Below are 22,795 nucleotides of genomic sequence, written 5' to 3'. Positions count from 1 at the left end.
CTAAATTCTGATGTAAATATGCACTTAAATTGCTTTAAAACCATCAGTTTTATAAGGTATTCATTAAATGGGCTCTTCACTGTCTATCGCACCAATCACTACCATCCCCACCTAAACCTGAGTTAACATGTTCAGAACATTGACCGCAGTCACAGAACTGCTGGTTTTCTCACCTAGACAGGAGTAGGTATGTCCAAGCAACAGATCGGCGTTGTAGGTATGGCTGTGATGGGCCGTAATCTGGCACTCAACATTGAGAGCCGTGGCTACACAGTTTCTATCTTCAACCGCTCGCGTGAAAAAACCGATGAAGTCGTGGCAGAGAACCCAGGTAAGAAACTGGTTCCGCACTACAGCATCGAAGAGTTTGTTGACTCTCTGGAAAAACCTCGTCGTATCCTTCTGATGGTGCAGGCCGGTGAAGCCACCGACAAAACCATCGCCTCCCTGACTCCGCACCTCGATAAAGGTGACATCCTGATTGATGGTGGTAACACCTTCTATAAAGACACCATTCGCCGTAATCGCGAACTGTCTGAGCAGGGATTCAACTTCATCGGTACCGGCGTTTCAGGTGGTGAAGAGGGCGCTCTGAAAGGCCCTTCCATCATGCCTGGTGGTCAGAAAGAAGCTTACGAACTGGTTGCGCCAATCCTGACCGAGATCGCGGCAGTTGCAGAAGGTGAAGCCTGCGTCGCTTACATGGGTCCGGACGGTGCGGGTCACTATGTGAAAATGGTGCATAACGGTATTGAATACGGCGACATGCAGCTGATTGCTGAAGCCTATTCCCTGCTGAAAGGCGCGCTGAACCTGAGCAACGAAGAGCTGGCTAAGACCTTCAGCGAGTGGAACGAAGGCGAGCTGAGCAGCTACCTGATCGACATCACCAAAGATATCTTCACCAAGAAAGATGAAGAAGGTAACTACCTGGTTGATGTGATTCTGGATGAAGCAGCGAATAAAGGGACCGGTAAGTGGACCAGCCAGAGCTCTCTGGATCTCGGCGAACCGCTGTCACTGATCACCGAATCGGTATTTGCCCGTTACCTCTCTTCCCTGAAAACCCAGCGCGTTGCGGCTTCCAAAGTACTGAGCGGTCCGAAAGTTCAGGCGGTAAGCGGTGATAAAGCGGAGTTCGTTGAGAAGGTACGTCGCGCTCTGTATCTGGGTAAAATCGTCTCTTACGCTCAGGGCTTCTCCCAGCTGAAAGCGGCCTCTACCGAGAACAACTGGAACCTGCACTACGGTGAGATTGCTAAGATCTTCCGTGCCGGCTGCATCATCCGTGCCCAGTTCCTGCAGAAAATCACCGATGCTTATGCTGAAGATGCTGACATCGCGAACCTGCTGCTGGCGCCGTACTTCAAGAACATCGCGGATGAGTACCAGCAGGCACTGCGTGACGTGGTAGCTTATGCTGTGCAGAACGGTATCCCGACTCCGACCTTCTCTGCGGCTATCGCCTACTACGACAGCTACCGTTCAGCGGTACTGCCGGCAAACCTGATCCAGGCGCAGCGTGACTACTTTGGCGCGCACACTTACAAGCGCACTGATAAAGAGGGTGTGTTCCACACCGAGTGGCTCGACTAACTCCCCCTCTAACCTCCCGCAATGCGGGAGGTTTCTTACCTCGTTTTAAGAATCTATCCATAGCGTTTCCCGCCAAACTCCTCTACATTTAGTCAGCTATCGCCTGAGTTTTATCTTATTTTCTTTTGCGCAGAGTTTACTGACTATATGAATCCCGATAATAAAAATGTTGAGCTGTCCTCGCGTCACCAGAACTTTTCCAACACAGCCGATGAAATCGATTTACTGGAAGTTATTGCTCAGCTATGGAACGGCAAAAAAACCATCATCGCGTGCGTGATTGCCGCTATGGTGCTGGCAGGCATTTACCTGTTTGTCGCGAAAGAAAAATGGACTTCCACCGCCATTGTTGCCACCCCAACGTCAGGGATGATTGCAAACTACAACGCTTCTCTCAGCGTGCTGTATAAGCAAACCCCGGCAGATAAACCGTCTCTTCCCGATCTGCAAAACCAGTTCTTTGGCCGCTTTGCAGCCTCGATGACTGCGCTGTCATCAGCGTTGCGTAATCTAGCAGAGCCCCAGATGCTAAAAGTGGATCAGGTGGTGAAGGGCAGCAACGATCAGCTTAGCATTGCTTACACCGCGCCTACTGCCAAAGATGCGCAGGCGCAGCTGACCAAGTATATCGAGCAGATCAACGATAAAATCGTCGACGGCTATACTGCCGATCTCAGGCGTACGCTGGGGGTAAAAACTAATGAGCTTTCCAGCGCGCTGGATACGCTTAAGCAGGTGGCGATTGATAAACAGCAGCAGCGTATGGAAGCCATCAAACAGGCGCTGACGATTGCAGAAGCTTCTGGGGTGAAGAGCACGCAGCTGAATCAGGCGGAGTATCTCTCAGACGATACCCTCTACCTGCTGGGTACCAGCGCACTACAGTCAATGATTCAGAATGAGGCGACTAAACCGTTAATTTACGATCAGTCCTACTATGATACGCAGAGCGCTTTGCTGGCCGTGACACATATGAAAATCGACCTGTCGCATCTGCAGTCTTACCGCTACATCTCTACCGCCGATTTGCCTATCCGCCGCGATAGCCCGAAAAAGACGCTGGTGATGCTGCTGGCAATTATTCTTGGTGGGGTAGTGGGTTCAGCGATAGTGATTGGCCGCAATGTCGGCGCCAGCTATCGCCTGCGTAAAGGCAGCTAACTCTTAAGCATCTAGCAGAAGGCCGGGAATTCCCGGCCTTTTTTATTAGCGTCAGAACTGCGGCAGCCTACTTATGGCGCTGGCGCAGGTTCTCAATTACCGTCGACAGGTTAAGATCCTGGTCCTGCAGCAGCACCAGAAGATGATAGACCAGGTCCGACGCTTCGTTGGTCAGCTCGTGGCGATCGTTGACGGTGGCGGCCAGCGCAACCTCAACGCCTTCCTCACCGACTTTCTGCGCTATGCGCTTAGTGCCGCTGGCATACAGGCTGGCGGTATAGGAGCTTTTTGGGTCGGCGTGCTTACGCTCTGCCAGCACCTGCTCCAGCTGATAGAGGAATGTCCAGTCAGAAGCGGCAGGTGAGAAGCAGCTGGAGGTGCCAAGGTGGCAGGTCGGGCCAACCGGGTTGGCCAGCACCAGCAGCGTGTCGTTATCACAGTCAGGGGTGATGCTGACCACGTTAAGGAAGTGCTCAGAGCTTTCCCCCTTGGTCCACAGGCGCTGTTTGGTGCGCGACCAGAAGGTTACCTTACCCGTTGCCAGCGTCTTATCCAGCGCTTGCTGGTTCATATAGCCGTGCATCAGCACTTCGCCAGAAACGGCGTGCTGAACTATGGCCGGCATCATACCGTCGGTTTTTACCCAGTCCAGTTGGGCGAGCTGTTGTTCTGTTAACACACGCGAATCTCCACACCTTTTTCAATCAGGAACGTTTTCAGTTCGCCGATATTAATAATCTGTTTATGAAACACCGAGGCGGCCAGCGCGCCATCAACGTCCGCATCCCGGAAGGCTTGATGGAAATGTTCCATGGTGCCCGCGCCGCCGGAGGCAATCAGCGGCACCTTACAGCGCGCGCGCACCTTTTGCAGCTGCACCAGGTCGTAGCCGTTACGCACCCCGTCCTGGTTCATCATGTTGAGGACGATCTCGCCTGCACCGCGCTTCTGCACTTCGTCCACCCAGTCAAGGGTTTCCCAGGTGGTCACTCTGGTGCGGCTCTCATCGCCGGTGTACTGGTTAACGTGGTATTTGCCGCTTTCGCTGTCATACCAGGTATCGATGCCCACCACGATGCACTGCACGCCAAAGCGATCCGCCAGGCGGGTGATCAGCTCCGGGTCGGCAAGCGCCGGGGAGTTGATGGAGATCTTATCTGCGCCGTAGGAGAGCAGCAGGGCGGCGTCTTCCACCGACCTGATACCGCCCGCCACGCAGAAGGGGATATCAATCACTTCTGCCACGCGCGAGATCCAGCTTTTGTCCACCACGCGGCCATCGCTGGAGGCGGTAATATCATAAAACACCAGCTCGTCGGCGCCTTCCTGCGCATAGCGCTGCGCCAGCGGCACGATGTCACCGATAATCTCGTGGTTGCGGAACTGTACGCCTTTGACCACCTGGCCGTCACGCACGTCAAGGCAGGGGATTATCCGTTTTGCCAGCATGTAATCGCCTCCGATACGGTAAATTTATCTTCCAGCAGGGCGCGACCGACAATCACCCCCTGTGCGCCGCAGCCGCGCAGGGCCGCAATATCATCCAGCGAGCCGATGCCGCCGGAGGACTGGAAGGCAATCTGCGGATAGCGCGCGGAGACTTCACGATACAGCGCAACATTTGAGCCGCTCAGCGTGCCATCGCGGGAAATATCGGTGCACAGCACGTGCTTCAGGCCGAACGGCAGAAACTGTTCGATCACTTCTTCCAGCGTGATGCCGCTGGCTTCCTGCCAGCCGCTGATCGCCACTTCTTTGCGGTTATCCGCATCAATGCGCACGTCCAGCGCCAGTACAATCGCTTCCGCGCCGTACTGCTTAAACCACTGCTGCACCTCTTGCGGCTGTTTCACCGCGGTAGAACCTACTACCACGCGCGTGGCGCCAGCTTTGAGCAGGGCTTCCACATCGTCTTTAGTACGAATGCCGCCGCCAACCTGTACCGGCACGGATACGCCTGCCAGCAGCTTAGTGAGCAGGGGGATCTGGCGCGCAGCCGGATCTTTCGCACCGGTCAGGTCAACAAGGTGCAGCACTTCCGCGCCCTGGGCCTGATAATCCTGCAGGCGCGGCAGCGGATCGCTCCCGTAGTCGCGCTGCTGGCCGTAATCGCCCTGATGCAGGCGTACTACCTTGCCATCAATTAAATCTAACGCCGGGATAATCATCCGTTACATCTCCAGGAAATTTTTCAACAGCTGCGCGCCAGCGGCACCGGAACGCTCGGGGTGGAACTGTACGCCGAAGAAGTTATCTTTCTGCACCGCTGCGGTAAACGCTGCGCCGTAGTGACACTGCGCAATGGTGAATTCATTCACCGGCATGGCGTAACCGTGCACAAAGTAGAAGTAGGCGCCGTCGTCGATGCCGCGAAACAGATGGTTGCCCGCCTGCGAGGCAATCTGGTTCCAGCCCATATGCGGCAGCGGCAGGCCGAGGTCCTGCATACGCTCAACCGGGTGTTCAATAATATTCAGCGTAGAGATGCCGCCGCTCTCGTCGCTCTGTGAGCCGAGCAGCTGCATGCCGAGGCAGATACCCAGCACGGGCTGGGTACAGGCTTTGATCAGCTCAATCAGCTCGCGCTCGCGCAGCTGGTCCATCGCCGCCTGCGCGGTGCCGACGCCCGGCAAAAACAGCTTATCGGCATTCAGGACGATATCGGCTTCCTTACTGACCTGCGGCTGGTAGCCAAGGCGCTGCACCGCCCACTTCACTGAAGAGAGGTTGGCGCAGCCGGTATCGAGGATCACCACATCCATCACAGCACTCCTTTCGAGCTTGGCAGGGTATTGCCTTCCACGCGGATCGCCTGGCGCAGCGTGCGGCCAAAGGCTTTAAACAGGCTTTCAACGCGGTGATGGTCGTTTTTGCCTTTGGTGCGCAGGTGCAGGGTGCTGGCCATGGTGTAAGAGAGCGAGCTGAAGAAGTGCTCGACCATCTCGGTGCTCAGGTCCCCCACGCGCTGATAGCTGAACTCAGCTTTATATTCAAGGTGCGGGCGGCCGGAGATATCCAGCGCGCAGCGTGCCAGGCACTCGTCCATTGGCAGGACAAAGCCGAAACGGCCAATGCCGCGTTTGTCGCCCAGCGCTTTCAGCAGCGCTTCGCCCAGCGCCAGACCGGTATCTTCTACGGTGTGATGGTCATCAATGTACAGGTCGCCCTTCACATCAATGTTCATACGGAAGCCGCCGTGGGTGGAGATCTGGTCAAGCATATGATCGAAGAAGCCAACGCCGGTGTTGATTTTGCTCTCGCCTTCGCGGTCCAGCCACACTTCGACTTTAATCTGCGTCTCTTTGGTGTTGCGCTGCACCAGCGCATAGCGGTCGCGTTGGGTTAGCTGCTGTTCGATAGCCTTCCAGTTAAGGTCCTTTCCGTACAGCAGGCCGGTAATGCCCATATTCTGCGCCAGCTGCACGTCGGTGGCACGGTCGCCAATTACATAGCTGTTGGCGGTGTCAATTGCCCCTTCGGCCAGCCAGGCTTCCACCATTTTGGTTTTCGGCTTGCGGCAGTCGCAGTTATCTTCCGGCAGATGCGGGCAGATCAGAATATCGTCGAACTTCACGCCCTGGGAGCTGAGGATCTGCATCATCAGGTTATGCGGGCCGTCGAAATCCGCCTGCGGGAAGCTGCGGGTGCCCAGACCATCCTGATTGGTGATCATCACCAGCTGATAGCCCGCCTTTTGTAACGACAGCAGGGCCGGGATCACGTCCGGCTCGAAGGCCAGTTTGTCCATGCGGTCGACCTGATAATCTTCCGGCGGCTCAGAAATAAGGGTGCCATCGCGATCGATAAAGAGGACTTTCTGACTCATGCTTGCTCCTGAGAAACGGGGGTACCGGGTAATGATTTCAATGCGGCAACGGCGCGCTGGCACTCTTCACGGGTGCCGATAGAGATGCGCAGGCAGCCGGCCAGGCCGGGCTGCTTATTCTGGTCACGCAGAATAATGCCCTGGTCCCACAGCGTTTTAAAGACCTGACTGGAAGCGGTAAAGCGCGCCAGAATATAGTTGGTGTCACTCTCATAGACCTGCTCAACGCAGTCGAGGCTGCGCAGGTCGGCTATCAGCTGTTCGCGGGTGGCGATGAGCTCGGCAACGTGCTGGCGCATCAGGGCGATACCCTGGTCGCTTAAGGCCTGACCGGCGATATCGGCGACAGGAGTAGAGAGCGGATAAGGCGCGATTACCTTCATCAGCAGCGCGATCACCTCTGCGCTGGCGAGGGTGAAACCGCAGCGCAGCCCGGCGAGCGCGAAGGCTTTCGACAGCGTGCGCAGAATAACCAGGTGCGGGTAATCCTTCAGCCAGCCAGCGAGTGACGCCTGCGGGCAGAACTCGATATAGGCTTCATCCGCCACCACCAGCGCTTTGCCCTGGGTCATCTCCAGTAGCTGACGCAGATCGTCCGGGTTGATGAGGTTACCGGTTGGGTTGTTTGGGCTGCAAACGTACACCAGCTTGACGCCGTCCAGCTGGTCGGCAATCGCAGGCAGGTTCAACTGCCAGTCCTCGCCTGCTTCCACCGTGCGATATTCAATGCCGATGGTTTCCGCGCTGACACTGTACATACCGTAAGTCGGCGGGCAGAACAGTACCGCGTCCTGGCCAGGTTCGCAGAAGGCGCGCATCAGCAGTTCGATGCCTTCATCCGCGCCGCGGCTTACCAACACCTGCTCAGGCGTCAGCCCAGCATAGGCGGCGTAGCGTTCAATCACCAACTTTGGCTGGCACTCCGGGTAGCGGTTCAGCGTCTGCTGGCTAAGCTCAAACGGCACGGCCAGCGGATATTCATTGGCGTTCAGCCACACGTCGCCGTTACCGCCAAGGCGGCGCGCCGACTGGTAAGGGGTGAGGGCGCGCACGTTGGCGCGGGCCAGGTCTTGAATTGTGCTGCTCATGGCTTCTCCTTCAGTGCAGCCACGCGCAGGGTGACGGCATTTTTGTGGGCGGTTAACTGTTCGGCCGCGGCCAGCGTCTCAATGGTTGCAGCCAGCCCCATAAAGCCGGCAGGCGTCAGCTCCTGCACCGTCATGCGCTTCTGGAAATCAGCCAGCCCCAGGCTTGAGCAGGTGGCGGTATAGCCATAGGTCGGCAGCACGTGGTTGGTGCCGGAGGCATAGTCGCCCGCGGATTCCGGTGACCAGTCACCAAGAAATACCGAACCGGCGCTGGTAATGCTGTCGACCAGATCCCGTGCGCGGCGCGTCTGAATAATCAGGTGCTCCGGCCCGTAGCGGTTGCTGATCTCGACGCACTGCTGCAGATCGCGTGCCACAATCAGGCGGCTGCTCTCCAGCGCCTTAGCCGCGGTGGCGGCGCGTGGCAGCTCTGCCAGCTGGCGCTCGACGGCCTGCGCCACCGCTTCTGCCATCGAGAGGGAAGGGGTCAGCAGGATCACCTGTGAATCAGGGCCGTGCTCTGCCTGTGATAGCAGGTCGGAAGCGACGAAGTCCGGTGTGGCGCCCTCATCGGCAATCACCAGCACTTCGGAAGGCCCTGCCGGCATATCAATTGCTGCACCGTCCAGGCGCTGGCTGACCTGGCGTTTGGCCTCGGTCACATACGCATTGCCCGGGCCAAAGATTTTGTCGACCTTCGGCACTGATTCAGTGCCGAGGGCGAGGGCGGCAATCGCCTGCGCCCCGCCAACCTGAAACACTTCCTGCACGCCGCACAGCTTAGCGGCATAGAGAATTTCATCGGCAATCGGCGGTGGCGAGCACAGCACCACGCGGCCACATCCGGCGATGCGTGCCGGGGTTGCCAGCATCAGCACGGTGGAGAAGAGCGGGGCAGAACCGCCGGGAATATAGAGCCCGACAGAGGCCACCGGGCGCGTAATCTGCTGGCAGCGCACGCCCGGCTGCGTTTCAATATCAACCGCTGGCAGCATCTGCGCCACGTGGAATTTATCGATGTTGGCGACCGCGACGGCCATCGCCTGTTTGATCTCATCACCCAGTCGCGCGCAGGCATCGGCAATCTGCTGCTCGCTGACGCGCAGGGCATCCACCTGAGTTTTATCGAAGGTCGCGCTGTAGTAGCGCAGCGCGTCGTCGCCCTCGGCTTTTACCTTTTCGAGAATGCCACGCACGGTGGCAGTAATGCTTTCAGAGGCAGAGATCGCCGGGCGCATCAGCAGCGCCTGCTGCTCTTCCGCGCTGCACTGCTGCCAGCTAATGGGGGTCATCAGGGTCGCCATCGAATTACTCCATCATCTTCTCAATGGGCAGCACCAGAATCGAGCTGGCACCCAGGGCTTTGAGTTTTTCCATGGTTTCCCAGAACAGCGTTTCGCTGCTGACCATGTGCATCGCCACGCGGCTCTTATCACCCGCCAGCGGCAGTACGGTAGGGCGCTCGGCCCCCGGCAGCAGGGCAATGATGTCTTCCAGACGTTCGCCCGGCGCGTGCAGCATGATGTACTTCGATTCACGCGCCTGGATCACGCCCTGAATACGCGTCATTAGTTTGTCGATCAGCTCCTGCTTGGCAGCCGGCATTTCGCCATCGCGCTGGATCAGGCAGGCCTTCGAGCGGTAAATGACTTCCACTTCGCGCAGACCGTTGGCTTCCAGCGTGGCGCCGGTTGACACCAGGTCACAGATGGCATCGGCCAGACCGGCGCGCGGAGCCACTTCAACAGAACCGTTCAGCAGGCAGGATTTGAAGCTGACGCCCTGCTTGTCGAGGTACTTTTTCAGCAGGTGCGGGTAAGAGGTGGCAATGCGGGAGTTTTGTAAACACTGCGGGCCGGTATATTCGTCATCAACCGACATCGCCAGCGACAGGCGGCAGCCGCCGAAGTCCAGACGGCGCAGGGTGAAATAGCGCGGGTCTTCGCCCTGAGCACGACGGGTCAGCAGCTCTTCTTCCAGCACGTTTTCACCAATGATGCCGAGGTCAACCACACCATCCATCACCAGGCCCGGGATATCGTCATCGCGCACGCGCAGAATATCAATCGGCATGTTCTCGGCAAACGCGATCAGGCGCTGCTGCTGCAGATTGATTTTGATGCCGCAGCGCGCGAGCAATTCGCGTGATTCATCGCTTAAACGGCCTGATTTCTGCATAGCTATGCGTAAACGGGTGTTATCTAACATCGGGGATAATCCTCTTTTCCTGTCTGCTTAAGTTCACTATGTCAGCGTTTCAATTTCATCGGGCCAAAAAAAAGCCCCCGGAAGGCGATCTTCCGGGGGCTGATTTCGCGTTCTGCACCACTGGAAGATCCTGATCGTCTTCCAGCACACATCGCCTGAAAGACTAGTCAGGGTGATGGTGATGATGGTGATTGAACTGAACGCGTGTCATAAAATTCTCTTGGATGAATGGATATTCATATCGTGACAAATAACCTAACCAGAATGGGCGCGTGGCGCAACCCTTTTTTGTCAATGTTGAAAGATTCTCTTATCAACGGGCAGTTGTCACTGACTTCAGGCTGGCGTAGCCTGAAACTCTGACGGTGTGAGTTCAAAGGAGTAAAGGGATGAAAAAAGTTGCGATAGTCGGGCTGGGGTGGCTGGGCATGCCGCTGGCCATGTCGCTGACGGCGGCTGGCTGGCAGGTGACCGGCACTAAAACCACCCAGGACGGGGTAGCGGCGGCACGGATGAGCGGTATCGACAGCTATCTGCTGGAGCTGACGCCGGAGCTCATCTGCGAGTCTGAAGACCTGGAGTCTCTGCTCAGCCATGTAGATGCCCTGGTGATAACGTTACCGGCCAGCAGAACCGCGTCAGGCGGTGAGAGCTATCAGTTGGCAGTACAGCAGCTGGTGGACAGCGCGCTGGCCTTCAGCGTGCCGCGCATTATATTTACCAGCTCCACTTCTGTGTACGGCGACAGCGTAGGTAATACCAAAGAGAGTACGCCGCTTGAGCCGGTGAGCGTTGCCGGGCGCACCTTACAGGATTTGGAGAGCTGGCTGCATCATCTGCCTAATACCTCGGTGGATATTTTGCGCCTCGCCGGGCTGGTGGGGCCAAACCGCCATCCGGGGCGTTTCCTCGCCGGAAAAACGGGGCTGGTGAACGGGTCACAGGGCGTTAACCTGGTGCATCTGGAAGATGTGATCGAGGCGATTACGCTGCTGCTGCAAACGCCGAAGGGCGGGCATATTTACAACCTCAGTGCCGCGCAGCATCCGGCGCGAGCGCAGTTTTATCCGCAGGTGGCACGCCAGCTGGGGCTGCAACCTCCCACCTTCCTCGCGGATGACAGCGGTAACAGCGGCAAGCTGATCGATGGCAGTAAAATTTGCCGCGAACTGGGCTTTGAGTACCGATACCCCGACCCGAACAAGATGCCGTTAGCGTGAAATAACGGGCTGACCCTGAAACAACGGGCTGACCCTAAAACAATGGGCTGACCGGAAAAGAGGGTCAGCCCCTACAGGCGAGCGGGTTCCAAACCGTAGGGGGCGATCTTCTTTTCCGATCGCCCCATAACCTTCCAGGTTGCGCCTTATACCCCCAGCCTGTCGCGCAACGCATACCACGCGGCACCCATTGCGGTTAACGGCACGCGCAGCCGCCGTCCGCCCGGAAAGGGCAGGTGCGGCAGCTTGGCAAAGGCATCAAAGCGCTCTGCGTCGCCGCGCATCGCCTCCGCAATCAGCTTCCCGGCCAGGTGGGTGCAGGTCACGCCGTGCCCGCTGTCACCCTGCATATAGTAAACGCCGTTCTCCAGCCGTCCGAACTGCGGCATGCGCGACAGGGTCAACAGAAAATTGCCGCTCCACGCAAAGTCAAATTTTACCCCTGCCAGCTGCGGGAAGGTTTTCAGCAGCTTCGGGCGGATCAGGGCATCAATATCGCCCGGATCGCGCGCGCCGTAGATGACCCCGCCGCCGTACAGCAGGCGGTTATCGGCGGTCAGGCGGAAGTAGTCCAGCAGGTAGTTACAGTCCTCGACGCAGCAGTTGTTCGGCAGCAGCGACAGCGCCTGGTCCGCAGAGAGCGGCTCGGTGGCGACAATCTGCGAGCCGCAGGGCAGGCTTTTGTTCGCCAGCCGGGGTTCCAGATGCGGGGCCAGATAGGCATTGCCGGCAAAAATCACAAAGCGGGCTTTCACTTCGCCCTGCTCCGTGCGGATCAGATGCGGGTTGCCGTAGTTCACCGCGGTGACCGCCGAGTTCTCATAGATGCGCCCGCCGTGGCGACGAATGGCTTCGGCTTCACCCAGCGCCAGATTGAGCGGGTGAATATGGCCGCCGCGCTTGTCCAACAGGCCACCGACATAGCGATCGCTGCCCACTTCCCGGCGAATACCGGTCTGGTCGAGCAGTTCAAGGTCATAATTGCCGTAGCGCTGCCACAGCTTGTGCTGGCTGCTGAGGTGCTGCATTTGTCGGTTGTTTAACGCGGCAAAAATACCGCCGGGGCGGTAATCACAACGGATGGCGTAGCGGTCGATGCGGTCACGGATAATCGCTGCCCCCTCGAACATCATGCTGCCGAGCAGGCGCGCGGTCTCTTTGCCGTAGCGCTGCTCAATCACATCAACGTCGCGACTGTAGGAGTTCACCACCTGGCCGCCGTTGCGCCCGCTGGCGCCAAACCCGACGCGCGCGGCTTCCAGCAGCACCACGTCGTATCCCGCCTCGGTGAGAAACAGCGCGGACGACAGCCCGGTAAAGCCGCCGCCAATCACGCAAACATCGCACTCTATTGCCCCTTCGAGCCGTGGCCAGGGATCGTGTGCATTGGTGGTTGCCGAATAGTAGCTGTTGATATGTTCCATGCAGTCTCCCTGTTAAAACGTGGCCGGCGTATGTGCGCTGATAATGCGGCAGGGCCGGGTCGACGTATTGGTAAAGCTGTGCGGCTGGCTGGTATTAATCACGTAGCTCTGCCCGGCGCGCAGCGGGTAACTCTGACCGCTGATGGTCAGGATGATCTCCCCCTCCAGTAGCGTGCCGGTCTCTTCGCCCTGATGACGAATTTTTTCACCGGTGGTCGCGCCGGGTTCATAGGTCTCCAGCAGCATCGCCAGCGTGCGCTGCGGATTACCGTTGTGGATTAGCTGCAGTGAAACGCCCTGGCTGCCAATGTCGATCAGCTCGTGCGCATCGATCACCACTTTCGGCGGCTCATCCTGCACCTTCTCGGCAAAAAATTCGGACAGCGACAGGCCATAAACCTTCAGCAGTTTTTGCAGGGTGCTGACGGCCGGGCTGACCTTGTCCTGCTCAATGGTGCTGATGGCGCTGTGCGTCAGGCCGGAAAGCTCGGCAACGCGCCGCTGAGACAGGCCCATCTGCTGGCGGATCTCCGCCAGGCGCCTTCCCGGTGCCAGCAGGGTTTCGCTCACAGCCGCGATCCTTTCTGAAACTGCTGGCAGGCGTGAATAAACCCATCAAACAGCTGGCGCGAGAGCGCGGAGCTGTCGCTGTGCCATTCCGGGTGCCACTGCACCGCCAGTGCGAAAGGATGCTGGCGATGGCTGACGGCTTCGATTAAACCATCTGCGGCACGCGCTTCGACCCGCAGCGCGCTGCCCGTTTCGCGAATGCCCTGACCATGCAGCGAGTTGACCCAAAACGTCTCAGCGTAATTGACCAGTGGGGCCAGCAGCCCGCCGGGTTCCAGCCACACCTCGTGAGCCGGAGCGTACTGCTCATCCAGCGTTAGCGCTTCATCCTCCCGGTGTTCCTGCAGGCCGGGGATCTGATGCAGCTGGCGGTGCAGCTTACCGCCGGTAGCGACCACCAGCTCCTGCAGGCCACGGCAGATCGCCAGCAGCGGCAGCTGCTGCTCCAGAGCGTAATCTATCAGCGCAAAAGAGAGACGGTCGCGCCCCGGATCGGCCAGCGGCTCGTTCCCCGGCTCGTCGTAGTGGTGCGGTTCGATATTGCTCGGGCTGCCGGTAAGCAGAATGCCGTCGAGGACAGCCATAGCATTTTCTAATAGATGAGGGGCCGACATCAGGCCGTGGGGCAGGGCGAATGGCACACCGCCAGCGCCGAGCACCGCTTCCAGATATTTGTTATGCACCATCTGCGTGGGGTGCCCGCCAATTTCTGTCTGACACATCACTACGCCAATCAAAGGCTTGTCAAAAATAATGCCCATTCACCCCCCGTCATACTGTTAAAAATATCATCCGGTATCGCGCAAAATGGCGCAAAAATGTGCAATATATTTTCAATTTAGCAATCAGTTGGTGAATATTCAAACGCAATGCGGGCAAAAATAAAGCTGTCAGTAACATTTGCACACTTTTTATGTTGACGCTATGTTAAGGGAGTGGCCGTTATTTTGAGCGGGCGCCGACTACATAAACCTCATGCGGGCAGGTGCATCATGACTAATATCGTCGAAGTAGAAGACTTCACGCGGCACAGTGAAGAGAAACGAACCAGCGCGTTCCGGAATGAAGTGAAAGCTTATCTGGAACGCCATCCTGAAACTCAGTACGTCGATATTCTGCTTAATGATTTAAACGGTGTTTTTCGCGGTAAGCGCATCCCCATCGCCAGCCTGCTCAAGCTCGACAAAGGCTGCTACTTCCCGGCTTCGGTGTTCGCCATGGACATTCTGGGCAATACAGTGGAAGAGGCGGGGCTCGGTCAGGCGCTGGGCGAGCCTGATAATATCTGCATGCCGGTTGAAGGCACCCTTATCCCCTCTGCGGCTGACCCGCAACATCTGGCACAGCTCCTGCTGACCATGTGCAATCAAGATGGCACTCCCTTTGACGTTGAACCCCGTAATGTCCTCAATCAGCTGTGGCAACAGCTGCGCAATCGAGGACTGTTCCCGGTGGTAGCGGTAGAGCTGGAGTTCTATCTGGTCGACAAGCAGCGCGATGCAGAGGGCTATATCCAGCCGCCGTGCTCGCCGGGTAGCGACGAGCGCAATATGCAAAGCCAGGTTTACTCCGTCGATAATCTTGACCACTTCTCTGACGTGCTGCGGGATATTGACTCGATTGCCCGTCAGCAGGGCATCCCCGCCGACGGGGCGCTGGCAGAGGCTTCGCCAGGCCAGTTTGAGATTAACCTGCACCACACCCGCAACGTGCTAAGCGCCTGCGACCATGCGGTGCAGCTGAAACGCCTGGTGCGTCAGGTGGCCGAGCAGCACGGCATGAACGCCACCTTTATGGCGAAGCCGTATGAGGAGTACGCGGGCAGCGGCATGCACGTGCATATCAGCATGCTGGATGCCGCCGACCACAATGCCTTTGCCTGCGATGACGGCAGCGACTCGCCGCTGCTGAAGCGTGCGCTGGCTGGGATGATCGACCTGATGCCCGCCTCGATGGCGCTACTGGCCCCTAACGTCAATGCCTACCGCCGCTTCCTGCCGGATGCCTTCGTTCCGCTTCAGGCTTCCTGGGGGCACAATAACCGCACCGTCGCGCTGCGCATTCCCTGTGGTGATAGCGATAATCATCGCGTGGAGTATCGCGTGGCGGGGGCCGATGCCAATCCTTATCTGGTGATGGCGGCGATTCTTGCCGGTATCCTGCACGGCCTCGATAATCAGCTGCCACTGCCGCCTGCGGTAAAAGGTAACGGCCACCAGGCCGAGGGTAACCCACTGCCGATCCGTCAGAGCGATGCGCTCTACGAGTTTGAGCAGAATCATGCCCTGCAGAAACTGTTAGGGAAGCGCTTCGGCTTTGTCTGGCACAGCTGCAAGCATCACGAACTGATGCACTTTGAGCGCCTGATCACCGCTACCGAAATCGACTGGATGCTGAAAAACGCCTAAGTGCCGCAGGGGACGAGCAAGCCTTACCCGCTCTTTTCGGCAAAAAAATGGCATTAAACGTCTCTGACACTTGTCATACTGCTTTGTTATGGTGCAAAATATGCGCCTTGCAATTTGCAACATAAAACCGACGCTGGATTTACCCCGGCGGCGGTATTTTTTTATCTGTATGCAAAGCGCAGGACTTTCGCATTCTAATGAGGCCGGTCCAGAACCGGATGGATATACGCTTTTAAAAACACGGTGACGTGTACATTGAGGAAACAAACATGGGGCAACATCTTCTTACTCCGGTATCGGCTGGGATTCGCCAGCGCGATGACTACGGCGCCACAGCAGGTTACACCATCACTCCTGCCTGTCGTTCCATGAATCCTCTTTCGAAAAGCTCTCGCATAATGCGAAGTTTCCCTGTGGTTCAACCCAGAAAGGTTGACGCTATGGGGAGGCTGAACCATGTCGCATAGTACCGCTACTCCAGCCGCACAGCCGCGTGCACATCTGAAAAAAACGCTGACGTTACTGCCTGTTGTTATGATGGGTCTGGCTTATATGCAGCCGATGACACTGTTCGATACTTTCGGCATTGTTTCCGGCCTGACTGACGGCCACGTCGCGACCGCATACGCATTCGCGCTGATTGCTATTCTGTTTACCGCGCTGAGCTACGGCCAGCTGGTGCGCCGTTTCCCGTCTGCGGGTTCGGCCTATACCTATGCGCAGAAAGCCATCAGCCCGCACGTCGGCTTTATGGTCGGCTGGTCTTCGCTGCTTGATTATCTGTTTATGCCGATGATCAACATTCTGCTGGCGAAAATTTACTGGGAAGCTTTGGTTCCCGGCATTCCATCGTGGATCTTTGTGGTACTGCTGGTGGGCTTTATGACGCTCTCCAACCTCAAAGGCATCAAAACCGTGGCCAACTTTAACAGCGTGATCGTGGTGCTGCAGGTGGCGGTGATGGTGGTTATCATGGGGATGGTGGTGTATGGCGTGGCGCACGGCGAAGGTGCCGGGACGCTGGTCAGCAGTAAACCATTCTGGTCTGAGAATGCGCATGTGGTGCCGATGATCACCGGGGCGACGATACTCTGCTTCTCGTTCCTTGGCTTTGACGGTATCAGCTCACTGTCGGAAGAGACCAAAGACGCAGAGCGCGTGATCCCGAAAGCGATTTTCCTTACCGCACTGATTGGCGGCGTGATCTTTGTCGTGGTCTCCTATTTCCTGCAGCTGTACTTCCCGGATATCTCACGCTTCAAAGATCCGGACGCGTCGCAGCCGGAAATCATGCTGTACGTGGCGGGTAAAGCCTTCCAGTTCGGCATCCTGATCTTCTCCTGCGTCACCGTGCTGGCATCCGGCATGGCAGCCCATGCGGGCGTGTCGCGTCTGATGTACGTGATGGGCCGTGACGGCGTGTTCCCGGAGCGTTTCTTCGGCTATATCCATCCGAAGTGGCGCACCCCGGCGCTGAACGTGCTGCTGGTTGGCGCGATTGCCCTGTCGTCGATCACCTTCGACCTGGTGACCGCAACGGCGCTGATTAACTTCGGTGCGCTGGTGGCGTTTACCTTCGTTAACCTGTCGGTGATCTCGCAGTTCTGGATCCGTGAGAAGCGCAATAAGACTCTGAAAGACAACTTCAAGTTCCTGATCCTGCCGCTGCTTGGCGCACTGACCGTAGGTGCTCTGTGGGCGAACCTGGAAGAGAGCTCGATGGTGCTGGGGCTGGTGTGGGCCGCAATCGGCCTGGTCTACCTGGCGTTCGTCACCCGCAGCTTCCGTAACCCGGTGCCGCAGTGGAGCGAAGAAGGGCTGTAATTCTCGATGATATGATCGTAGGGGTCAGGCATGCCTGACCTTGGGCGAGGTTTACCTCGCCCCTACTGACCCTGGGCGAGGTTTACCTCGCCCCTACGACCCTGGGCGAGGTTTACCTCGCCCCTACCTGACCCTGGGCGAGGTTTACCTCGCCCCTACGACACCAGCTCTCGCGCATACTCGAACAACGCCTTCAGCTGATCCAGCTTCTCCTGCTCCCCTTCGTACTGATTAAACAGCATCTCCAGCTCCTGCACATAGCTTTGCACCCGTTCAGGGTTCAGCATCTCACGGCGATGCTGCAGCCAGCGCTTCTGCTCGGCGTCATCCAGCGTGCCGAAGAAGTTGCGCGCGCGGTAGCGGAACAGCAGCTTTTCAATACGCGCATCGTTGAAGGTCAGATCGAGCGCCGGCAGATTTTCCGCGGCAGTCTGGCGAATAATATTCATCGCGTTGCGATCGGCATCGCTGAAAAAGCCGTTGTAGATCTGCGCATCGACATCTTCCGACGGGGTAAAGGGTTCGGCTTCCGCAAACAGCGCCACCACTTTTTCGCGCACTTCCGGATGCTGACGCAGCAGGGCGAGATTATCCAGGCAGCGCTGGCGGTCAATGCCGATGCGCTCGGCATCTTCCGGGCGCAGGGTATTCGCCGGGGCAACCACCGGGCATTTGTTGATATGCACCAGTTTCAGCGGTACCGGGGAGGCATCCCCCAGCTCGTCGCGGCGGGTGTACAGGCGCTCGCGCAGCGCGTCGGCGTCCAGCTCCAGCAGCGGCGACATATCACCGCCGAGATCGCAGGTTATCAGCGCATTGCGGTTTTCCGGGTGCCAGGCAAGCGGGGCGATCCAGCTGGTATTGCCGCGCGCTGCGCCAAACATGCCGGAAATATGCACCAGCGGTTTCATCTGCGGAATATCGACCAGCGCGGTGATCTTCAGTTTATTGCGGTGGCTGAACAGGAAGTCATACAGGCGCGGCTGCTTCTCTTTGACCAGCCTGGCCATGGCAATGGTGGCATAAACGTCCGACATCGCATCATGGGCGTTGTCATGGGCCACGCCGTTGGCTTTGGTCAGGTGCTCAAGGCGGAAGCTGGGGAAGCCATCATCATTTTCCGGCCACGCAATCCCGTCCGGGCGCAGGGCATAGCAGGCGCGCATCACGTCCAGCAGGTCCCAGCGGCTGTTACCGTGCTGCCAGCTCCACGCGTAAGGGTCGTAAAAGTTGCGATAAAACAGGTTACGGCTGACTTCGTCGTCAAAACGCACGTTGTTGTACCCCACCACGCAGGTGTTTGGCTCGCTGAACAGCTGATGAATGCGGCGGGTGAACTCCACTTCCGGCACCCCACGGGCGCGGGCAATCTGCGGGGTAATCCCGGTGATCATTACCGCTTCCGGCTGCGGCAGATAGTCATCCGCAGGCTGGCAGTAAAACACCTCCGGCTCGCCAATGATGTTGAAATCCATATCGGTACGGATGCCGGCAAACTGCGCAGGACGGTCCAGCGACGGGCTTTTACCAAAGGTTTCGTAATCGTGAAAAAGGAAGGTGGGCTGGCTGGTGGCGTTTTTCATGATGTTATGGCGGTCCACTTAATAATTAACTTCCTGAAAACGCAGCATTGAGTCTGGCGGGAAAATCCCTCTACCTTCATCCTGAGCTTTCTCCTGAGCGATGCGTTTTAGTGATATGCCTTATGGTAAACCATATCCCCGACAGGCTGAAGCGTCGCAGCAGCGGTGTCAGACGAAAAAAAACCGGCATTTCGCCGGTCAGGTAAGGTCAGGCGCAGGATTACTGCGGTATGCGCAGCTTCTGGCCCGGGTAGATCTTGTCCGGATGGCTCAGCATCGGCTTGTTGGCTTCGAAAATTTTATTGTAGTCGTTGGCGTTGCCATACTCTTTCTTGGCAATGGCACTCAGGGTATCACCGGAAACAACGGTATAGAATCTGGCCTCAACGGCTACCGAGGTGACGGTAATCTTATCATCTACGCTGCTGATACCCTTCACGTTGCCGGCGGCGACGATGATCTTCTCTTTCTCCTCCTGCGTCAGGCCATCACCGGTAACCACGACCTTGTCACCATTGACCTCAACCTTGACCTTATCAGCACCGGGGATCCCCGATTTTTTCAGGTCATCTTCAATTGCAGTCGCCTGCGCGTGTGCATTGCCGGAGAAGGCCTCAATAATTTTGCTTCCGGCCTCTTTAACGAAATCAAGCAGTCCCATGTCCATAACTCCTGTTAGTGGGTGAGTAGAGCAGCTTAAGTTTAGACGCCCCGGCACGTTTTGCGCAGCAGATGCCCGACCCGGTTAAAATTTTATCGGAAATGAGACCCGACTTTCATCGTTTAATCGGCTGATTTATTCATATTTTCTTGCAATTTATTCACACAAAATGCCAAAGGATCCCGTACAACATGCGCAGTTTTTTTATCTGTTACCGTATTGAGGATTGAGCGTTGAAAAAGCGTCAGCTTGTAAGTTTAACCGTGGTTATGGCCCTGAGTTCCGTAGCCTATGCCGAAAACAACCCGGGCGTTGACGCACTGGCGTTCCCAATGACCTCCCCGGCGATTGATGCCGCTTCCTGGGTGCTGATGGATGCCACTACCGGGCAGATCCTGACTTCCGGCAACCCGGATGAGCGCCGCAATCCGGCCAGTCTGACCAAGCTGATGACCGGCTATGTGGTTGACCGCGCTATTGATAAAAAGCGGATTAGCCGTGATGACATGGTCACCGTCGGGCAGGATGCCTGGGGAGCAGGCAACCCGGTATTTAAAGGTTCTTCGCTGATGTTCCTCAAGCCGGGGGAGAAGGTCTCGGTGCGCGACTTAAGCCGCGGCGTGATTATCGATTCGGGCAATGATGCCTGCGTGGCGCTTGCCGATTATGTTGCGGGCAGCGAGGCAAACTTTGTCACCATGATGAATCAGTATGTTGAAAAGCTTGGCCTGAGTAATACCCACTTTGAAACCGTTCACGGGCTTGATGCACCGGGCCAGTTCACCACCGCGCGCGACCTGGCGAAGCTGTCTCGGGCGATCATCAGCGGCGAGCCGGACTTCTACCAGATGTACAGCGAGAAGTCGCTCACCTGGAACGGCATTACCCAGCAGAACCGCAACGGCCTGCTGTGGGACAAAACCCTGCACGTCGACGGGCTGAAGACCGGCCACACCGAAAGCGCCGGCTTTAATATCATTGCCTCCAGCGTGGACGGTCAGCGCCGCCTTATTGCCGTGGTGATGGGCGGTAAAAGCCCGAAAGGGCGTGAAGAGCAGGCGCGCAAACTGCTGATCTGGGGCCAGAGCAATTTCGATACCGTCCAGCTGTTCCACGCGGGCAAAGAGATTGGCCATGAAAATGTCTGGTACGGCAACCCGCACCGCATTTCTCTGGGCAGTGAAAATGACGTCTATCTTACCCTGCCACGCGATGCAGTGCAGAAGGTCAAAGCCAAGTACGTCATCGACCGCAAGGATCTGGAAGCGCCGATTAAGCTGCACGAGCAGGTCGGCACTATTCAACTGGTTGAGGGCGATAAACAGCTGGCCAGCTATCCGCTGGTGGCGCTGCAGCCGATAGAAGAGGCAGGCGTTATCACGCGCATTTCAGACTATATCAAGCGCAAGCTGTAAGGCTGATTTTTCCATGGCCGCCTCCCTGCGGCCATGTTATTTAAAAGTTAATAAATTCATCGGCAAGGTAATGGATTATTAACGGGCTGTATCTCCCCGGTAAATTCAATGTTTTCTGCCGTAAACTCGCCATAAATGAGTGAAAAAACATCCGAAAAGCGTCGCTCTACGCCTTTTCCCGACCCCGACTTCAGGTATCATGGCGCGCAGAGACCCCCATCTTTCGGAGCCTGTTTTGCGACCGGACAAGCCGATCTCGGCCCTGCAGTTCAACGTATATCGTAATTACCGCACAGTGCACGGCGTGCGTATCGCGCTGGCTTTCGTGCTTACCTTCCTGCTGGTCAGGCTGATGGAGATCCCCGAGGGCAGCTGGCCGCTGATCACGCTGGTGGTGGTGATGGGTCCGATATCCTTCTGGGGCAATGTCTTCCCGCGCGCGCTGCAGCGCATTGGCGGCACCCTGTATGGCTCAATTTCCGGGCTGATCGCGCTCAGGCTGGAGCTGATCTCGCTGCCGGGCATGCTGCTGTGGTGCGCGGCGATCATGTTTATCAGCGGCTTTCTGACGCTGGGCAAACAGCCCTATATGGCGCTGCTGATTGGCATCACCCTGGCGGTGATCTGCGGCGGGATCCCGGGGGATATGACCACCGCCCTGTGGCGCGGCGGTGATGTGATCCTCGGCTCGCTGCTGGCGCTGCTGTTCACCAGCATCTGGCCGCAAAAAGCCTACACCCACTGGCGCATTCAGCTGTCCGATCTGCTGCTGGAAACCGCGCGGGTTTATCACGCCGGTTTCTCTCCCAACCTTGTTGAAAAACCGCGCCTGACGCGCCCGTTACAGCGCCTGCTCAGTAATGTGATTAAGATGCGCGCGCTGATCGAACCTTCCAGTAAAGAGACGCGCACGCCGCGCTCGGTATTTGAAGGGATACAGACGCTGAACCGCAATCTGGTCTGCACGCTGGAGCTGCAGCTCAATGCCTGGTGGGCGTCGCGCCAGAGCCACCTGATTATGCTGAACGCCCCGGCGCTGCGCCGCACCCAGCAGATGACCGAAAATACGCTGCGGGCGCTGTCGCAGGCTATCGTGGAAGGAAATACCGACAAGATTGGGGCAAACAGCGAAGAACTGGTGGAGATAACGCGGGAACTGCGCCAGCTGATCGCCGAGTCTGACAGTGACGAACTGGTGGAAACCCCCATTCACGGCTACGTCTGGCTCAGTCTGGAGATGGTCCGGCAGCTGGAGCGGTTATCGGAACTTATTCGCCTGGCGCTGCGAAAATAGAATGATCCAGCAACAACTTACTGCGAGGCGGGTCGCTTCAGGGTAAGATAGGCCCAATCCGATTCTGCAAGTTTAAAATTGCCATCGCCAGCGGCGCGCCGCTAATCTGATGGCTACGACAATGATGCCTGTGTAAGCAGGCCCAAATGAAAGGTGTCTTCATGGAAAATGCAAAGCAATCATTTCAGGACGTACTGGAGTTCGTGCGTATGTTTCGTCGTAAGAACAAGCTGCAACGTGAAATTCACGACAACGAAAAGAAAATCCGTGATAACCAGAAGCGTGTTCTGCTGCTCGACAACCTGGGTGAGTACATTAAACCCGGCATGAGCGTGGAAGCTATCCAGGAGATTATCTCCAGCATGCGCAGCGATTACGAAGATCGCGTGGATGATTACATCATCAAAAATGCCGACCTCTCTAAAGAGCGTCGCGATCTGTCGAAGAAGCTGAAAGCGATGGGCGAGCCGAAAGCGTAACGGCGAACGCCAGCATGATAAAGGCCGGGCAATCTGTC

General features: G+C 57.2%; 22 protein-coding genes and 1 other annotated feature. Of the genes, 8 read left to right on the top strand and 14 right to left on the bottom strand.

Annotated elements, in window-relative coordinates:
• Window positions 1-189: 189 nt before the first annotated feature.
• Window positions 190-1,596 carry an NADP-dependent phosphogluconate dehydrogenase gene (gene gndA, locus QLG07_RS18865; protein ID WP_191149674.1) on the top strand — a complete coding sequence of 469 codons (1,407 nt, stop codon included), beginning with the start codon at window positions 190-192 and terminating at the stop codon, window positions 1,594-1,596.
• A 147-nt stretch (window positions 1,597-1,743) separates the two neighbouring features.
• Window positions 1,744-2,757, top strand: a complete 1,014-nt coding sequence (gene wzzB, locus QLG07_RS18860; RefSeq protein WP_282469896.1) for an LPS O-antigen chain length determinant protein WzzB — start codon at window positions 1,744-1,746, stop codon at window positions 2,755-2,757.
• 67 nt (window positions 2,758-2,824) lie between these two features.
• Here the strand turns inward: wzzB and hisIE are convergent, their stop codons facing one another.
• The 9 genes from hisIE to hisL all read right to left on the bottom strand — a co-directional run bounded on the left by hisIE (window position 2,825) and on the right by hisL (window position 10,090).
• Window positions 2,825-3,436, bottom strand: coding sequence for a bifunctional phosphoribosyl-AMP cyclohydrolase/phosphoribosyl-ATP diphosphatase HisIE (gene hisIE, locus QLG07_RS18855; RefSeq protein WP_048915595.1), 612 nt, complete (start codon window positions 3,434-3,436; stop codon window positions 2,825-2,827).
• Complete coding sequence (hisF, locus tag QLG07_RS18850) at window positions 3,430-4,206, bottom strand: imidazole glycerol phosphate synthase subunit HisF (protein ID WP_282469895.1); 777 nt, start codon at window positions 4,204-4,206, stop codon at window positions 3,430-3,432. The genes hisIE and hisF overlap by 7 nt, the downstream gene beginning before the upstream one ends.
• Complete coding sequence (gene hisA, locus QLG07_RS18845; RefSeq protein WP_191149671.1) at window positions 4,188-4,925, bottom strand: 1-(5-phosphoribosyl)-5-[(5-phosphoribosylamino)methylideneamino]imidazole-4-carboxamide isomerase; 738 nt, start codon at window positions 4,923-4,925, stop codon at window positions 4,188-4,190. Before hisA ends, hisF begins: the two co-directional genes overlap by 19 nt.
• 3 nt (window positions 4,926-4,928) lie before the next feature.
• Window positions 4,929-5,519, bottom strand: coding sequence for an imidazole glycerol phosphate synthase subunit HisH (gene hisH, locus QLG07_RS18840; protein WP_099754653.1), 591 nt, complete (start codon window positions 5,517-5,519; stop codon window positions 4,929-4,931).
• Window positions 5,519-6,583 carry a bifunctional histidinol-phosphatase/imidazoleglycerol-phosphate dehydratase HisB gene (gene hisB, locus QLG07_RS18835; protein WP_282469894.1) on the bottom strand — a complete coding sequence of 355 codons (1,065 nt, stop codon included), beginning with the start codon at window positions 6,581-6,583 and terminating at the stop codon, window positions 5,519-5,521. Before hisB ends, hisH begins: the two co-directional genes overlap by 1 nt.
• Window positions 6,580-7,671: a histidinol-phosphate transaminase gene (hisC, locus tag QLG07_RS18830; RefSeq protein WP_048915600.1), complete on the bottom strand. Its 1,092-nt coding sequence runs from the start codon at window positions 7,669-7,671 to the stop codon at window positions 6,580-6,582. The genes hisB and hisC overlap by 4 nt, the downstream gene beginning before the upstream one ends.
• A complete protein-coding gene (gene hisD, locus QLG07_RS18825; protein WP_282469893.1) occupies window positions 7,668-8,975 on the bottom strand; it encodes a histidinol dehydrogenase in 1,308 nt (435 codons plus the stop codon). The genes hisC and hisD overlap by 4 nt, the downstream gene beginning before the upstream one ends.
• Window positions 8,976-8,979: 4 nt before the next feature.
• The gene (gene hisG, locus QLG07_RS18820; RefSeq protein WP_048915602.1) at window positions 8,980-9,879 is read right to left on the bottom strand and encodes an ATP phosphoribosyltransferase; all 900 of its coding nucleotides are present in this window, start codon (window positions 9,877-9,879) and stop codon (window positions 8,980-8,982) included.
• Window positions 9,880-9,944: 65 nt separating this feature from the next.
• Window positions 9,945-10,067 (bottom strand) — a sequence feature (His leader region).
• Window positions 10,043-10,090: a his operon leader peptide gene (hisL, locus tag QLG07_RS18815; protein ID WP_100396937.1), complete on the bottom strand. Its 48-nt coding sequence runs from the start codon at window positions 10,088-10,090 to the stop codon at window positions 10,043-10,045. It overlaps the preceding feature by 25 nt.
• Before the next feature lie 178 nt (window positions 10,091-10,268).
• Between hisL and QLG07_RS18810 the strand changes: the two genes are divergently transcribed.
• Window positions 10,269-11,099, top strand: coding sequence for an SDR family oxidoreductase (locus tag QLG07_RS18810; RefSeq protein ID WP_282469892.1), 831 nt, complete (start codon window positions 10,269-10,271; stop codon window positions 11,097-11,099).
• 146 nt (window positions 11,100-11,245) lie between these two features.
• Here QLG07_RS18810 and QLG07_RS18805 read toward each other — a convergent pair whose 3' ends face one another.
• Genes QLG07_RS18805 through puuD form a run of 3 tightly spaced genes read right to left on the bottom strand, consistent with a single transcriptional unit; the run spans window position 11,246 to window position 13,854 of the window.
• Window positions 11,246-12,523, bottom strand: coding sequence for an FAD-binding oxidoreductase (locus QLG07_RS18805; protein ID WP_282469891.1), 1,278 nt, complete (start codon window positions 12,521-12,523; stop codon window positions 11,246-11,248).
• 12 nt (window positions 12,524-12,535) lie between these two features.
• The gene (puuR, locus tag QLG07_RS18800; protein ID WP_282469890.1) at window positions 12,536-13,093 is read right to left on the bottom strand and encodes an HTH-type transcriptional regulator PuuR; all 558 of its coding nucleotides are present in this window, start codon (window positions 13,091-13,093) and stop codon (window positions 12,536-12,538) included.
• The gene (puuD, locus tag QLG07_RS18795) at window positions 13,090-13,854 is read right to left on the bottom strand and encodes a gamma-glutamyl-gamma-aminobutyrate hydrolase (protein ID WP_282469889.1); all 765 of its coding nucleotides are present in this window, start codon (window positions 13,852-13,854) and stop codon (window positions 13,090-13,092) included. The genes puuR and puuD overlap by 4 nt, the downstream gene beginning before the upstream one ends.
• A 228-nt stretch (window positions 13,855-14,082) precedes the next feature.
• Here puuD and QLG07_RS18790 point away from each other — a divergent pair, with 228 nt between their 5' ends.
• Together QLG07_RS18790 and QLG07_RS18785 are read left to right on the top strand one after the other, a co-directional pair.
• Complete coding sequence (locus QLG07_RS18790; protein ID WP_282469915.1) at window positions 14,083-15,501, top strand: glutamine synthetase family protein; 1,419 nt, start codon at window positions 14,083-14,085, stop codon at window positions 15,499-15,501.
• A 456-nt stretch (window positions 15,502-15,957) separates the two neighbouring features.
• Complete coding sequence (locus QLG07_RS18785; RefSeq protein WP_048915608.1) at window positions 15,958-17,325, top strand: APC family permease; 1,368 nt, start codon at window positions 15,958-15,960, stop codon at window positions 17,323-17,325.
• Between the two features lie 155 nt (window positions 17,326-17,480).
• On the opposite strand, the gene sbcB is transcribed toward QLG07_RS18785, so the two are convergent.
• Window positions 17,481-18,908 (bottom strand): exodeoxyribonuclease I, encoded by a 1,428-nt coding sequence (sbcB, locus tag QLG07_RS18780; RefSeq protein WP_282469914.1) that lies wholly within the window; start codon window positions 18,906-18,908, stop codon window positions 17,481-17,483.
• Between the two features lie 220 nt (window positions 18,909-19,128).
• Complete coding sequence (lysM, locus tag QLG07_RS18775; RefSeq protein WP_048915610.1) at window positions 19,129-19,569, bottom strand: peptidoglycan-binding protein LysM; 441 nt, start codon at window positions 19,567-19,569, stop codon at window positions 19,129-19,131.
• 233 nt (window positions 19,570-19,802) lie between these two features.
• On the opposite strand from lysM, the gene dacD reads away from it, so the two are divergent.
• From dacD to QLG07_RS18760, 3 genes are all read left to right on the top strand, one after another.
• On the top strand, window positions 19,803-20,984 hold the full coding sequence (dacD, locus tag QLG07_RS18770; protein WP_282469888.1) for a serine-type D-Ala-D-Ala carboxypeptidase DacD: 1,182 nt from the start codon (window positions 19,803-19,805) through the stop codon (window positions 20,982-20,984).
• 235 nt (window positions 20,985-21,219) lie between these two features.
• Window positions 21,220-22,278, top strand: coding sequence for an FUSC family protein (locus tag QLG07_RS18765; protein ID WP_099753280.1), 1,059 nt, complete (start codon window positions 21,220-21,222; stop codon window positions 22,276-22,278).
• A gap of 161 nt (window positions 22,279-22,439) precedes the next feature.
• Window positions 22,440-22,757, top strand: a complete 318-nt coding sequence (locus QLG07_RS18760; RefSeq protein ID WP_048915616.1) for a DUF496 family protein — start codon at window positions 22,440-22,442, stop codon at window positions 22,755-22,757.
• Window positions 22,758-22,795: the final 38 nt, after the last annotated feature.

The sequence above is a fragment of the Erwinia sp. V90_4 genome (assembly GCF_029967685.1).
Lineage (GTDB): Bacteria > Pseudomonadota > Gammaproteobacteria > Enterobacterales > Enterobacteriaceae > Erwinia > Erwinia aphidicola.
This window is presented reverse-complemented; position numbering and strand designations above follow the sequence as displayed.